At 35.6% G+C, this 14,230-nt stretch carries 14 protein-coding genes and 1 riboswitch; of the genes, 6 read left to right on the top strand and 8 right to left on the bottom strand.

What is annotated here, in order from left to right; all coding sequences use genetic code 11:
- Window positions 1-47: 47 nt before the first annotated feature.
- Both J3U71_RS02050 and J3U71_RS02045 read left to right on the top strand, forming a co-directional pair.
- Entirely contained in the window at window positions 48-1,586 is a 1,539-nt protein-coding gene (locus J3U71_RS02050) for an SLAP domain-containing protein (protein WP_267392594.1), read from the top strand.
- Window positions 1,587-1,995: 409 nt separating this feature from the next.
- Window positions 1,996-2,283, top strand: a complete 288-nt coding sequence (locus J3U71_RS02045) for a hypothetical protein (protein WP_220268973.1) — start codon at window positions 1,996-1,998, stop codon at window positions 2,281-2,283.
- A gap of 124 nt (window positions 2,284-2,407) precedes the next feature.
- Here the strand turns inward: J3U71_RS02045 and J3U71_RS02040 are convergent, their stop codons facing one another.
- From J3U71_RS02040 to J3U71_RS02010, 7 genes are all read right to left on the bottom strand, one after another.
- Window positions 2,408-3,592 (bottom strand): MFS transporter, encoded by a 1,185-nt coding sequence (locus tag J3U71_RS02040; protein WP_220268972.1) that lies wholly within the window; start codon window positions 3,590-3,592, stop codon window positions 2,408-2,410.
- Window positions 3,593-3,696: 104 nt separating this feature from the next.
- A complete protein-coding gene (locus J3U71_RS02035; protein ID WP_103752753.1) occupies window positions 3,697-4,617 on the bottom strand; it encodes an HNH endonuclease in 921 nt (306 codons plus the stop codon).
- Between the two features lie 115 nt (window positions 4,618-4,732).
- On the bottom strand, window positions 4,733-4,873 hold the full coding sequence (locus tag J3U71_RS02030; protein WP_090094091.1) for a hypothetical protein: 141 nt from the start codon (window positions 4,871-4,873) through the stop codon (window positions 4,733-4,735).
- A gap of 149 nt (window positions 4,874-5,022) precedes the next feature.
- Complete coding sequence (locus J3U71_RS02025) at window positions 5,023-5,670, bottom strand: ABC transporter ATP-binding protein (RefSeq protein ID WP_267392595.1); 648 nt, start codon at window positions 5,668-5,670, stop codon at window positions 5,023-5,025.
- A complete protein-coding gene (locus tag J3U71_RS02020) occupies window positions 5,667-7,766 on the bottom strand; it encodes a hypothetical protein (protein ID WP_267385592.1) in 2,100 nt (699 codons plus the stop codon). The genes J3U71_RS02025 and J3U71_RS02020 overlap by 4 nt, the downstream gene beginning before the upstream one ends.
- 122 nt (window positions 7,767-7,888) lie before the next feature.
- Window positions 7,889-8,023: a hypothetical protein gene (locus J3U71_RS02015; protein WP_258562412.1), complete on the bottom strand. Its 135-nt coding sequence runs from the start codon at window positions 8,021-8,023 to the stop codon at window positions 7,889-7,891.
- A 282-nt stretch (window positions 8,024-8,305) separates the two neighbouring features.
- The gene (locus J3U71_RS02010; protein WP_220268967.1) at window positions 8,306-8,662 is read right to left on the bottom strand and encodes an iron-sulfur cluster biosynthesis family protein; all 357 of its coding nucleotides are present in this window, start codon (window positions 8,660-8,662) and stop codon (window positions 8,306-8,308) included.
- Window positions 8,663-8,873: 211 nt separating this feature from the next.
- Here J3U71_RS02010 and J3U71_RS02005 point away from each other — a divergent pair, with 211 nt between their 5' ends.
- The 3 genes from J3U71_RS02005 to htpX all read left to right on the top strand — a co-directional run bounded on the left by J3U71_RS02005 (window position 8,874) and on the right by htpX (window position 11,564).
- On the top strand, window positions 8,874-9,974 hold the full coding sequence (locus J3U71_RS02005) for an SLC13 family permease (protein WP_103752751.1): 1,101 nt from the start codon (window positions 8,874-8,876) through the stop codon (window positions 9,972-9,974).
- Between the two features lie 107 nt (window positions 9,975-10,081).
- A complete protein-coding gene (locus J3U71_RS02000; RefSeq protein WP_103752750.1) occupies window positions 10,082-10,651 on the top strand; it encodes a LemA family protein in 570 nt (189 codons plus the stop codon).
- A 16-nt stretch (window positions 10,652-10,667) separates the two neighbouring features.
- Window positions 10,668-11,564, top strand: coding sequence for a zinc metalloprotease HtpX (gene htpX / locus J3U71_RS01995; RefSeq protein WP_267392596.1), 897 nt, complete (start codon window positions 10,668-10,670; stop codon window positions 11,562-11,564).
- A gap of 57 nt (window positions 11,565-11,621) precedes the next feature.
- On the opposite strand, the gene J3U71_RS01990 is transcribed toward htpX, so the two are convergent.
- Window positions 11,622-12,560 (bottom strand): AraC family transcriptional regulator, encoded by a 939-nt coding sequence (locus J3U71_RS01990; protein WP_220268965.1) that lies wholly within the window; start codon window positions 12,558-12,560, stop codon window positions 11,622-11,624.
- A gap of 167 nt (window positions 12,561-12,727) precedes the next feature.
- Window positions 12,728-12,818, top strand: a riboswitch (TPP riboswitch).
- 36 nt (window positions 12,819-12,854) lie between these two features.
- Here J3U71_RS01990 and J3U71_RS01985 point away from each other — a divergent pair.
- Window positions 12,855-14,222: an ATP-binding cassette domain-containing protein gene (locus J3U71_RS01985; protein WP_267392597.1), complete on the top strand. Its 1,368-nt coding sequence runs from the start codon at window positions 12,855-12,857 to the stop codon at window positions 14,220-14,222.
- Window positions 14,223-14,230 lie beyond the last annotated feature (8 nt).

The raw sequence follows: 14,230 nt of genomic DNA, 5'->3' as shown, positions 1-14,230 counted from the left end.
TATAATAGATATGATTATGAGGTTTAAGATAATTTACGAGGTAAAAAATGAAATTAATAAAAAAGATTAGAATTGGGCTAACAGCAACAGTATTAGCAATCACTCCATTATCGACAGTTTTAGCTCAAGTACAACCAGTTTTGGCTGCTAAGAGGAGCGTTAAAAAAGCAAAAGGAACAGTTCAACTGCTAGAAGATGACTACGTTTATAACCAATTTGGTAATAAAATCAAAATTAAGCAAGACCCAACTTCAAAGGCCTATTTGATACCTGCAGACTTTAGGGTCGACAAAAAAGGCTTTGCCATGACAGATGTTAACAGCGTGAAGGATACTGGAGAAAATTATGGTACCTATCCTTATTATGGCACTAAGAAAATTAATGGTCGTACTTACTATCAGCTTGCCAACAACTATTATCTTGATGCAGCCATCGTTATAAATCAAAATGGCAAAAACACAAAGAAAAACAAACTGATTTTAAATCACAATTCGTTTGTTTATAACAAAAATGGTCATGCCACAGGCAAAAAACTATTTAAAAAAGATATTGTGAGCTACCAAGGCAAGATTAAATCTGCAACTGAAGCTCCAACATACTTTTTTTATGAAGATGATTCCGCACGACATTTAAAAATTGAATACTTGCCAACAGCCAAAATAAAAGGTAAAAACTTTTATTCATTGGGTCAAGGTCACTATATTAAAGCTGCTAATGTGGGCTATATTGATGGTCATGCTCAACGGTATAACGGCGTTGCCACCGCAACAGTGTTAACTGAGTCATCAACAACTACAGTCAACTATTCTTCTATTAAACGTACTCTTAAAAAGGGTCAGAAAATCAAAGTTGATCTAGCTGTGATTCCATATGCCAATGATGGTTTTGAAGGATATATTTTTAGACTACACGACCATCCAGATGAATATATTGCTCAAAATAATGTTTCTTTAAAGGTAAACTTGCCAATCGTAAATTATGAAGATTTAACTTACACCTTTGTTCAGCCACTTTCTGGTGACACCGTCCAGCTTTACGATACTACTGGCAAATCAATCGGTAAAAGCATTAAAAAGCAAAAGTACAGGGACCTCACGGTTGATGGTCTAATGTATCTTTGGGTACCCGAGGAAAAGAAGGCCGAGTTATTTTATCACTGCCTAAATTATGAAAATTCCAGCGTTATCGATGCTAATAATTCAGCGACAACAAATTCTAGTCCCGCTCACCCTGTTGAAAAGCAAAAATTAAATTATGGCAACAACTTTATCAAGGCAAGTGATGTCAAATATATTAGCGGTATTAAATTAAACCCAATAAATACCGCTGCTCAGGCTGAAAGTGATCAAAAAACTGCCTCAGAAACTGATAAACAGGAACTGGCTAAACTAATCGATCAAGAAAAAGATAGAAAAATAAATAGTGCATACACAAACTTAAAAGCAAACTATGACAGTGCATTAACAAACGCTATTCTTATTCAAAAATCTGATAAAGCAACCGTTGCCGAAGTAAAGGAAGCTGTTTGGTATCTTAAAACAGCAAGCACGCAACTCACTACAATGTCTTATCCACTTGGTGACTAATTGGTTTATTGAAAATCAAAATATTAATAGTGCTAGTGCTGTGACAAGAAAGTGTGCATTATGATCACAGTGCAATTGCGTGGCTTTTAAAAGCAAGACTTTTTTAAAAAACAACTAAATAGTTAAAAAATCAATAGCAAAAACTATTGATTTTTTATTTTCCATAGAAATTAAACGGATTTCTCCTATCTTTATTCAAATTATAATGGTAAGATTATGAAAATTATTAAGGTGGCAAGAGCCGCTTTTGGAACCCTCAATGTAACTTGCACTAAGAATATCACTATTCCTAACGTAGGCAATCACGGATATGTAGTTCTAATAAGTAGAGCTTCTTCTAACATTTTGCCAACGTCTACTTTTTTTTTTAGCCTACTGCTGCATTTCAAATAGAAAGGGCTGACTAAGAATGGATGAAGTCAATCGAGATAACCTAATTTTGCTTTTAAAACAGGGCGTTAAAGATCTGTATGAGTATAAATGTGAAAAGTCAATAAATGGCGCATTATATATAGCAGTCTATTCTTTTGACAGCTTTCTGGATATGGTAAATATACTTGGCGCTATAGGTGCATATTTTAATGTTGATAAGAGAGAAAGTTTCGACGGCGTCCACGAATATGAATATGGCTTTACTATCAATGACTGCAAAGAAGATTTGAGCAAATATGTCTATAAGCCAAATAAGAAGCGTTAAAGCACATAAGAGTCCTAACTATTGGCAAAGTTAGTTTATTTAAGCGTCAGGTTACTATGTAACTTGGTGCTTTTTTATGATTAATTATGGCTAGAAATAAATGGAGATACAGTTTTTACTTACATTAATCTAGGCGTGACAATTTGCTGGTAAAAGTCATGGCAACCGACACGACCATGCAAAAAATTGCAATCACAAAAATTAAATGCACTTCATATCTTATTAGCACACCACTAAAGATTGACATAATCGGTCCAATTAGTCTTGTTAAAGATGTTGCGATTGAAGTTATTGTCCCCTTATAACGATTCGGTGTCTTAGACTGAATAACGGTAAAAAAGTTTGCCTGTGACCAAACACTACCAAATGAAACAATCGCATAGCCACAAGTTACCATGATAAATGACTTAACATTCAACATTAATACAAAGCCAAGAGCAATCATAATGCCAATTAATACAAGCTGCAAACCCAACTTTATTTTCTTGTTTAAGCGTAGATAGATAAAATTGCCGATAATACTAGCTATGGCTGCAATCGAAAAGAACACGCTAATCATGTTCACAGAAGTTTTCATTACTTGTCTTAGTAAAAACGTAAGCATTGGAACCACCGCTTGAAAACCAATATTGGCCACAAAAAAGCTTATAATAATCCACTTAATAATGGGCTGCGAAAACAAAAAAGTCCAACCGTTCTTTGCGCTGCTTTTAAAAGATCGCTTATTTTCAAAATAGCCTGGTTCTCTATTTAAGGGTTCGTAATCTTTGACAACATAAGTTAAATAGCCGAAACTGAGTGCGTCTAGCAGAAAGCCTCCTGCATAATTAACTAAATTGATTATAATCGCCGCTATTCCCGGTCCAAAGGTTTTCTGAATAGCAGAAATTAGTCCTACTTGTCCAGATACTGTTGACAGTTCATTATTGTCGACAGATTCTGCAATAAAAACTTGATAGCCTGTCCACGTAATTAAATCAAAAGTTCCAAATAGAAACACAGCTACTAAAATCCAAAAAATAGGGATATCTTTGATAATCAACAAGGGGGCACACACGACAAGGATTGCTTGCATGAGTAATGATATCAACATTACTTTTTTTCTTGGCCAAATATCAAATATTGGTCCAATAGTGAGACCAAACAATGCTGTAGGTAAATATTCCATTGCCGTTAAGAGCCCCATAATAATTGACGAATGAGTTTTTGATAGTAGTAGTAGCGGGATAGCGAAAATATAGAATTGATCACCTAAACCAGAAATAGCGTAACCAATTAACAATCTAGATTTTTGTGATCTTTTCTTCATTTTAGATTTACATATCTTTTCTATGAAACGCTGATTTTCAATCAACGCTATTCAAAGTTATTAGAATTAATTTGCTTAATTCACAACTATTCCAATAATCAAATTTAAATAATATCTTCTTTTTTATTCTCAAGCATTAATTTCCAGCCTGTCATGAAGTGCTGCTCACGCAAAGAACGCAAGTCTTTATAATCACTTTCCAGACTATCAATTGCGTCTTGTAATTTTTTATTTTGTTTACGCATTTGATTTAGTTCCGGATCATTAACCACGCCCTTGAGGTGCATAGTAGCTGCTAACTCACGGCGCTTTTGGTCGAACTCGCCTTTAAGCGTGGCCAGCGCATTTTCATACTTAACCAATTTTTGGTTAATTTTAGGAATTTGATCATTTAACTGAACAAACAATTCATAGGGCATGTTTGATTTAATGCGATTGCATTCTTGGCAAGATAAGATCAAGTTGTCAAAATCGTTATTATGCGATAACGATACTGGGTCCTTATGATCGACACTGCGACCACGCCGACCACAGTATTGACAGCGATAATGATACTTAGCCCGAATGCGCTCACGATCAATGTAGTCAACTTCATTTAGTTTAAAATCAACGTTTAGACCAAGTTTTTGCAAGTTTTCGGCAAAAGTTAGTTCCATACTAGGAACAAACTCAAGGCTGCCTTTCTCACTGTCAATTACTGCTTGATTAAAGTCTGGTCGTGGCAATTGCTGCTGAGCTAAGTCGTTGCCATCATAATCCTGGATAAAAGCTTCGTAGCGCTTGCGGTTTTCTTTTTTAGTAACGAAAAAGGGTGCAGATTGAACATTGTCATCGCTTAGGCCAATAAAAGTATAGAGTAAGCCCTGCGCAAAAATATTAACGGCAACATTGGCAAAATCGGCTGGTTGTTCTCCACGTTGAATACAGAGATCGCAAATACTGGTTAATTGCGGATTAACTAGTCCTTCTTGTTTAAAATGTCTGGAATTTATCCGTAATCCGCATGCACTGCACTGAAATTTCACTTAAAACAGCTCCTTTTGCCCTTAACTCATGTTTATGTTAATTTTACTCAAATTTAGATAATAAAAAAAGACGGATCACTTACATGATCTGTCTTTTTAATTCTTTACTAGCAGATTATTTGTTTTCGTCTGCTTTGGCCTTGTTCAAGAAAGCAACAACTGCTGCTACGTGAGCAACGCGCTTTTTACCGTTTTTCTTGTTCTTAGGTCTTTGGTTTGGTTCACAACCAGTGTTGTAATTTTCACCTTTACGCATAGTACTATACTTCCTTTCAGATTTTCGAAAATCTTATTCAGTTTAACACGTCAGACATAATGAGGCAAGTGACCGTTCAGCAGCAGCTAATATTGAGAATCAAACAAAGAATTGTCATTGCAATTCAATATAAATAAGGCTAGCAATGATTAACTCTTGATATTGCTCTTCAATTTAATTATTCGATTACATTTCTGTGCAACCTGCTCATCGTGAGTAACTATCAAGACAGTCTTGCCCGCTTGGTTGAGTTCTAATAACAGTTGAAGGATTTCATCACGATTTTTACTATCTAAAGAACCAGTTGGCTCATCTGCTAAGACTAACTTACTAGGCTTTATTAGGGCACGTGCCACTGCTATTCTTTGCTGCTGTCCTCCAGAAAGCTCATATATTTTATTTTGCTCATATTCAGCTAATCCAACTTTTTTGAGTGTTGCCTTAATTAACCCCAACTTCTCTACTTTTTTCTGGTGAACATATTTTAATGCCAGCATTAAATTTTGCTCAACTGTTTCTTCTTCAATTAAGGCAAAGTTTTGAAAAAGATAACTGATTTTTTCTCTGATAATTTTTTGCGCCAAATTACTATTTGGTTTGACATTAGTATTTTCTTCAAACCTGTATTTGCCATCGTCAATATTATCAATTAGGCCGATAATATTTAATAAGGTACTTTTACCTGACCCACTGGGCCCGATAATTGCCACCATTTCTCCTTTATCAATTTGCAAATTAAAGTGATCAAATATTTTCTTAGTTCCAAAAGCTTTACTAACATTTTCCAGTTCAATCATGCTAGTCCTCCTTTAAGCAGAAATGACAAGTCCCGTGTTTCAATTAATCGTACTACTAAGTCAAATACTAATAAATCGATTAAAACTAACAAAGCTGCTAATAACAGTGAGATAATTGTTGCCTTTAAATAAACTAAAACCAAAATTTCGCTAATACCGAGACAAGAAATCAACAAAATTTCTATTTGATAGCGATCAACTTTGCGATAACCTAATAAACGTTCAACAGCTAGTTTCTTTTGCTTACTTGAGATGATGTATAACATTAGAAAAGTTGTCGTAAATAAATTAATAATAAAAATAGCGATTAAGCCTATTAAGAGTGCTTGTAATCCGCGATATGAAGAATCTAAACTAGTTGTTAGTATTTCGCTTACGGTCACAAACTTTAGCCCTAGCTGCTTAACTTGCGCATTTTGCACTGATTTTTCTAATACTCTTTTAGTCTGCTGATTATTTTCAATTTTAATTGGACTATTTTTATCGGTATTACTCAAGAATAAAGACTGTCCGTCTGTTATTCGCGATTCTTCCATGACTTCAATAATGGGATTAACAAATCGCTTTTTTAACCTTACATTGTAAGTAATTGGGCTGATTTTTTCATCGTAATATTTAATCTTTATTTTTACTTGCTCAGGTTTTAATTTTTCTTGTTGTTTACTAGCTAAATCGTTGTACCGATAGCACTGCAAAAGATACCTAATTTGCGAGTCAGCCCTGCGATACTTAATTGGTACTAAAAAAATGTGGGAAGTAGAATCTAAATATTTCTTTACTCGTGGTAACTTGGCATTGATAAAATTACGATTAACAGTCATCATAGCGTATTTGGCTGTTGGATTATGAATCGTGGCTTTTTCGGGTAAGATAGCCTTTGCAGTTGATATTTCGCTATCTACATAATAAACTCCCTTATTTTTAGCTATTGCCTTGAACCAATTGCTCATGATTTTTTCTGCTTGCTTTTCGTTAGTCTGAAAAAAAGAGCTAACAGAATTGACTGTTAGTAACTTGCCTTCTTTACTCCAATCCTGTTGCAACTGGTAGTCTGACCTTACAGAAGTAATTGCATTTGAGACATTAACTAGTAAAACTGTCGAAGTAATCGTCATCATGACTTTTAAAATAAAGGCTAATTTAATGCCAAAACCAAAGTGAAAACTCCCCTTAAGCATATCTGCAATTGATAAGTGCTTAATAATAATATAAGTAAAAATATTAACTAATGTATACAAACACAGAATTATTATCTGGCTTAATATACAGCAAAGTAAAAAGCCTTGCGGTTGATAAGAAAAAAGCACGAAAGAAATTAAATCAAGGCCAGTAGCAACAATAAGGATCGTCAAGATACCAAATTTGATCATATCAAATAAAATATCCCTATTATTCCAGCCATTTAACTTTTTAATGCCAATTGTACTTGATTGAGTAATCGGGTAATAGGTATTAACTAAAAGAAAGACTAAAATAGTCAACACCAAGAGAAATCCTAGAATAAGAATGTTCTTCGTAAAATATTCAAACTTATTCCCAATAGTTGGCTTTAGTAACTGCGCCCGGGAAACACCATAAAAACGAGTCAACTTCTTAAGAACAGCTTTTTTACTTGATTTTCCAGGGATAATGGTATACACGCCATCAACTATTTGCTTTTTTTGAAAATACCTATCCATACTTTGTAAAATTACTTTATTGTTTTTAGCAAAAACAGGAATTGTACCCTTTTGTGTCAATTTTTTTGTATTATAACTAGCATAAAAGCTCTTCTTGTCGGCCAAATCTATTTGCTTGAGCCGAAAGGAAGTTTTGGGAAAAGAATGTGGATTGACAATGACAGATTTTTCAACTACGTTATTCAGACTATTTGTTGTTAAAATAATTGATACGCCATCTTGCTTGGCCAAGTTTTTAAAAAAGGCCAGTTGATCACTAGGAGTTATTTGGCTGTCTTTTAGATAAATTTGGTATGAAGATTTTGTCTGTCCCATCCGAACTATTTGGTCATAATCTTTTACTTGATAAAAGCTAATAATCATCAGGTAAGTGAGGACTGTGACAACCATTAAACAGCCAGAAACTATCTTTTTCATCAGGAACCTCCTATAAAAAATAGGTGCAGTTAATAACCAACTACACCTATCAGGGTTAATATGAAGTTACGTATAAAATTTAATAAGTATTCCACCAATAAGACAAGCCTGTTGGAGGTATCTTATGGTATTCTGCATATGCAGTTTTTCGCTGTACTACGATATTTGTTCCCCTTATAAGAAACTGGCCCTACTGCTAATAAAGCGGCAGACATAGTTACAGCAGAAATGACTTTATTCAATTTCTTTTTATTCATAGCTTTCTTCTCCTTTGCTCTAAATATAAATTTAAAATAATTGAGGATTAGAAGCCCATGAATAACATGAATCTTAGCATAAATCATTTTATAACATCGCCATATTTTTATAATACATTATATATTATTTTTAGCAAGCGCTTTCTATATTTTTTATAAATATTTTATATTAATGTATATAAAATATTAGCTGATCTAATTAACTAAAGAATTTTCTCCAAAAAAAAGACAATCAAAACTGATTGTCTCCAACAATGGATTTAAATACTATAACTATACTTTTTAATGTTTATTTATTGTCATTGCGCCGTCAATAACACCACTATCATCTGACAAGCTCATTGCTGCATTTTTCACATCAACAACTAGGTCATTGCCAAGATATTGCATTTCAGCAGGACTAGTGTAAATCTTAAGACCAGCATTGTTTTCAACTTCAATTGAGAAATCAGGATCCTGTTTATCCAAAATTACAAATTGGAAACGTGAGCCAGCAGCACAAGAACCGCCAACATCAGAGTATTTGTTTGAACCATCATTCAAAGATAGCAAAACAATTTGACCGTCTTCAACTTGGTTTTTTACTTTATCTGCAGCAGCAGATTTAATATTAACACTAACTGTTTCTGAATTACTCATAATAAAAATTCCTCCTAATCAATGCCTGTTTCCTCAAGTATAGGGTGGAACAAGTTCAGAAGTCAAAAGTTATGTTTATGGGCCCCTTTTATCCGCTATTTATTTTATGGTTTTTTTTCTATCCAAATATTTATATTGCGTATACAGGAAAAAAAGCTCAAAATGGATATAGCAACTATAGATGATTGTAACTTGTGAAAGGGGACATTTTATGACCGTCTTAAAAAAGATCTTTAGCGATAAAATTCTGCAAATTACCGTTGTGGTGACGGTAATCAGTCTTTTCTTTGCTAGACCTCGGCTGGCGGATATTAACTTACACACAATCTTTTCTGTCGCCGCGATGTTAATTATTATTCAAATTTATGCTTACCTGCATGTTCTCGATGTACTAGCTTACAAATTAACTAGTATTGCTGATAACATGCGCAAGCTCAATATCCTGTTTACGCTACTGGCGATTATTTCTGGGATGTTTTTGGGTAATGACATAACAGCGCTTACATTAATTCCCTTATATTTAAACATTGCTAAAAGATGCGATTTACCGCAAATTCTACCAGTTACCTTAATCGGAATGGGAGCCAATATCGGGGCCGCATTTACTCCGTGGGGTAACCCACATAACATTTTTCTTGTTAGCAAATATTCCGTCACTGCATTAGAATTTTTCTCATGGTCACTGCCATACCTGCTTGCAGCTGTTGTGATTACTTTCATCATTTTTCACTTTATCCCCCAGAAAAAAATTCCCGTTCAGGACGTCAAACAGATTAATATCAGCGTACGCCCAACTGTGATCACTACCGCAGTTTTTGCTTTATTCTTTTTGGGTGTTTTCAAAGTTATTAACGTTGCAATCCCAATGATTGTGGCAGCTGTTTTAGCTTTAATAATTAATCCGCGCATTTTGTTAAAAATCGACTACGCCTTGCTGCTAACCTTTACTTGCTTCTTTATTTTTATTAGCGATATCCAGCAGATTCCAATGATTGTTACCCTGATTCACACCATGGTCAACTCTGAGACATCTACCTACTTTACTTCTATTATCTCTAGTCAAATCATTAGCAACGTTCCAGCAACCATTTTAGTCGGCAAGTTTACCACATTTGCCAAAGCCCTCTTTTTGGGATCAAATATCGGTGGCTTCGGTTCACCAATTGGTTCTATGGCCAATATGCTTGTTTTAAAAACTTTTACTCAAAATGCAACTGTTTCCCGCAGTGAATTTTTCAAAAAATGGCTATTAATGCAATACGCCGGTTTAATCATCTTGACACTAATTGGCTGGGCATTGATACTACTATAAAACTTAATAATTATTAAAGCTTTACCTGCAAATGCTGCTAAAGCTTTTTTTAATACTCAAGTTTAACTTTATCAGTTATAATTGAATAAACATAAGGAGGAAAAATTATGTCAAATTCAACTTGGTTAATAATAATTATTGCGATTATTGTTATCCTGCTCATCGCAATTTATATTGCAATCTATAACGGCTTACAAAAAGCTAAAGTTTACACTGACGAATCTTGGAGCCAGATTGATGTGCAATTAAAACGGCGCAACGATTTGATTCCTAATTTAGTTGAAACTACTAAGGGCTATGCCAAGCATGAAAGTGAAACTCTGGAAAGAGTTGTTCAATTGCGGAACCAGTTGACTGCTATTCCAAGTGATGATCATGCCCAAACGTTAAAGGTTTCTAACCAAATTTCTGATACTTTGAGATCAATCTTTGCTTTATCGGAAAATTATCCTGATTTAAAAGCTAACCAGAACTTTGCTCAACTGCAGGAAGAATTAACCAACACTGAAAATAAAATTGCTTATTCACGGCAACTTTACAATTCATCTGCAGCTCTTTACGATCAAAAGTTGTTAACTTTTCCTTCCAATATCGTTGCTAATATCCACGGATTCCGCAAAGTTGATTACTTACAAACGAGTGAAGCTGAAAAAGAAGTACCTAAAGTTAAATTCTAAGCAATAGGTCAATTTTATGTTATTTCAACAAATTGCCAGCAACAAACGCAAAACTACTGGCATCTTGATTTTATTCGTCATTATTCTCGCCTTAGTTGGTGCCGGATTAGGTTTTATCTGGGGCAATCGACCTTTATTAGGAGTAATTATTGCGCTTTTTTTTAGTGCAATTTACATGTTAATTGTCTTGCCTAATCCCGCTAATATGGTTATGAGTCTAAATCATGCCCAAGAAATTCATGAACAAGACAACCCCGTTTTATGGCACGTTGTTCAAGATATGGCGCTAGTCGGCAAAGTACCAATGCCACGCGTTTTTATTATCAATGATCCTAGTCCTAATGCTTTTGCAACCGGACGGGATCCAAACCATTCTGCGGTTGCTGTCACCCAGGGCTTACTTGACATGATGAATCGCGAGGAACTTGAGGGCGTTTTAGGTCACGAAATCTCACATATTAGAAATTATGATATCTTGGTTTCCACTATTGCAGCCGTACTGGTTGGCGTCATTTCATATTTATCAGGCATTGCTAGTCGCTATATTTGGTGGATTGATGATGATCGCGACAGTGATAACGATAATGGCAATACTATTGTCGTTATTTTCAAAATCGTGGCGATCATCTTTGTACTTATTTTAGGACCTATTTGTGCCAGTCTTGCTCAGATGGCTTTATCACGCAACCGTGAATATTTAGCAGATGCTTCTTCAGTTGAGTTGACCCGTAATCCTCACGGTTTGATTTCTGCTTTGACAAAAATTGACGGTTCTGACCCCATGAAAGCTGCTGATCCAAGTAGTGCTGGCATGTATATCGAAGATCCGCTACGTAAGCGGCATGGTCTTACCCACTTATTCGACAGTCACCCGCCTACAAGTGACCGAATTAAACGTTTAGAAAAAATGTAACTTAAAAAGGAGCGCTCTGCAAAATAGTCCGCTCCTTTTTTAATAAAAATATTGCTCTTACTTTAAATTGATATTGGCCTGTCTAAACAGTTCCGCACGCATTTGTACCGGCGTTTCATGGTAATATTCATTAAATTTTTTGTAAAAGAACGATTTACCGTTATAACCGACCCGCGCGATGATTTCTTTAACCGAAATGTCAGGTCGAGCAAGCAAATTGCGTGCCTCCTGCATGCGGCGTTCATCAACATGTTCAACAAAGCTCTTACCAGTTTTTTGCTTAACTAAACTGGAAAAGTAATTTGGGTTGAGTCCAAAGTGTTCTGCTGTTTCATTTAAGGTAATATCAGTATAATTTGCATCAATGTAACGCTCTAACGCCGTTTGCGCAAACTTATGTTGATTAACTGGCGCTGTTTCCAAGTCTTGATTTCTAATTGCCGTAATCACGAGTATCCGCAATTCTGCTGCAATAATACTGCGCGTAAAAAGATTGTGGTTTAAATATTCATCAATAACTTTTTTCATTAACTGACTTGGGCGCGACATTTGTGAGCAGCGCAAACTTAATAGTCTCTTAGTCTTGAGAATCTGAACAAGCTGTTCGGCTACTTTTTGTTCACGTGAATTGAGCGTTGCTTTTTCTCCCCAAAAATCCGCGCAATTAACCTTTGAACTAAATTCTAATTTGACCAAAAGATCATTTTTCCCTTGTTTTTCGACCTCATAGCCACATTTTTCTTGCAAAAACAGCAAATTACCCGCTTTTAAAGTTAAGTTTTGTCCGTTAATTTTAGTTTTTGCCATGCCTTCAGCTTCGTACAAAATTGTGGGATTGCTGGTTTGGTACCGGTGAATGCCCGTATTATGATTTTCAAGGTAAACCCTAAACAGGTTAAAGGCCTTGTTTCCGGGCTTTAGCCGGACTTCATTCGTATCCGCATTAGTTGAATCCAATACACTTGCCAAATATTGTTCTAGCTTAACTGCTGCCATGATGTCACCTTCTAATTAGTAATTTATTTTCATAATTTTATTATATAGCAAAAAGCGCCGCTATTTATATGTTTTTAACATCTGTGATAGAAGTTGAGCCTTAAGTGCTATTAACGGAGCCTAATTTGCCGCAACTAGACAAGAAAATTGCTTTTATGTATAATTGACCTGAAATATTGGGGTGCCATCTTGGCTGAGAATATACCCACTGAACCTGCTATGGATAATGCCAGCGAAGGGAAAAGCACTGAATTTTAACGTCGCCTAGCATTATGCCATGGCGACTTTTTTAGATTGGTTAAAAAATTGCTGAAAACTAAAAACCTTACTTTTTCATATGATGAAGAAAAGCCTATTTTGCAAGATGTTAATCTTAATATCCCGACGGGCAAATTTTCCTTATTAATCGGGCCAACAGGTTGCGGTAAATCGACGCTATTAAAAATTTTAGCTGGCCTTTATCCTAAATATGCTGGTAAAGTTAGTGGAACTGTCGATCTTAATGGGCTTAAGAGTGCAATGATGTTTCAAAATGCTGGCGAACAATTCACAATGGCAACACCGCGTGAAGAGATCATTTTTGCACTTGAAAACCTGGAAATTGACCGTGAGCACTACTCAAAACGATTGCAAAAAGCAACTTCTTTTGCCCAGATCGACCAGCTGCTTGATCAAAAAATCAATACTATGTCTGGCGGTGAGCAGCAACGAGTAGCTCTTGCTGTTTTAATTGCAATGGATGTCGATCTTTTTCTGCTTGATGAGCCTTTTGCAAGTTGCGACCCTGCTGCCCGCCAATTTTTAATTAAAAAGTTGGCTCATCTTCGTGACTTAGGAAAAACAATTATTCTAAGCGACCATGTTCTAGCTGATTATGAGGGTATTTGTGACTGTTTGTTTAAATTTACCGGTCACCAGGTTACTGCCTTAAGCACTGCCGAAAAAAAGCAGCTTCTTCGACAAAATGACCACCACGAGCATTATTCTTTTGCCCTACCAACTAATGAAACAAGCCGCTTTGAACTTACTAATACCTTAATTAAGCAGAACCGGTTACTGCTAAAACAGGAGCACCTAAAGATTTTGGCAGGCAAAGCCACCCTAATCACTGGCCCTAATGGTGTGGGGAAAACATCGCTTTTCAATGCGCTAACCAAGATGCTCACATACACTGGTAGTTTGACTTACCGCCAAAAAGAAATTCGCAACTTGCGCATGCGAAAATATTTGCGTCAAGTCGGGCAGATATTTCAAAGTGCAAGTGATCAATTTATTAACGTTTCCGTTGAAGATGAACTTAACCTAAGTAAAAAAATGCGCACCAGCAACTTTTATTCCGATCAAAAAATTGCGAAAGAGGTGAAAGACCTTGATCTTGACCAGACACTAGACCAAGTCGTCTACTCACTTTCGGGCGGTCAACAAAAGAAATTACAAATTTTATTAATGCTAATTGCTGATCAAGACGTTTTATTAATTGATGAGCCCTTAAGCGGCTTAGATCACCAATCGGCACAAAAAGTAATGGGTCTGTTGCGCGAAAGCCAGGAAAAAAGGGGGCAGACACTTCTGATTATCAGCCATGAACTAACTAATTTGGCAGATTGGTGCGATTACCACCTTGTATTTGACCAGCAACAATTAACATACGTAGACAAGTGAGGCTTGTT

The sequence above is a fragment of the Lactobacillus sp. B4015 genome (assembly GCF_026536055.1).
Classification (GTDB): domain Bacteria; phylum Bacillota; class Bacilli; order Lactobacillales; family Lactobacillaceae; genus Lactobacillus; species Lactobacillus panisapium.
Note: the sequence above shows the minus strand (reverse complement) of the source record. Positions and strands in the feature narration are given on the sequence as shown.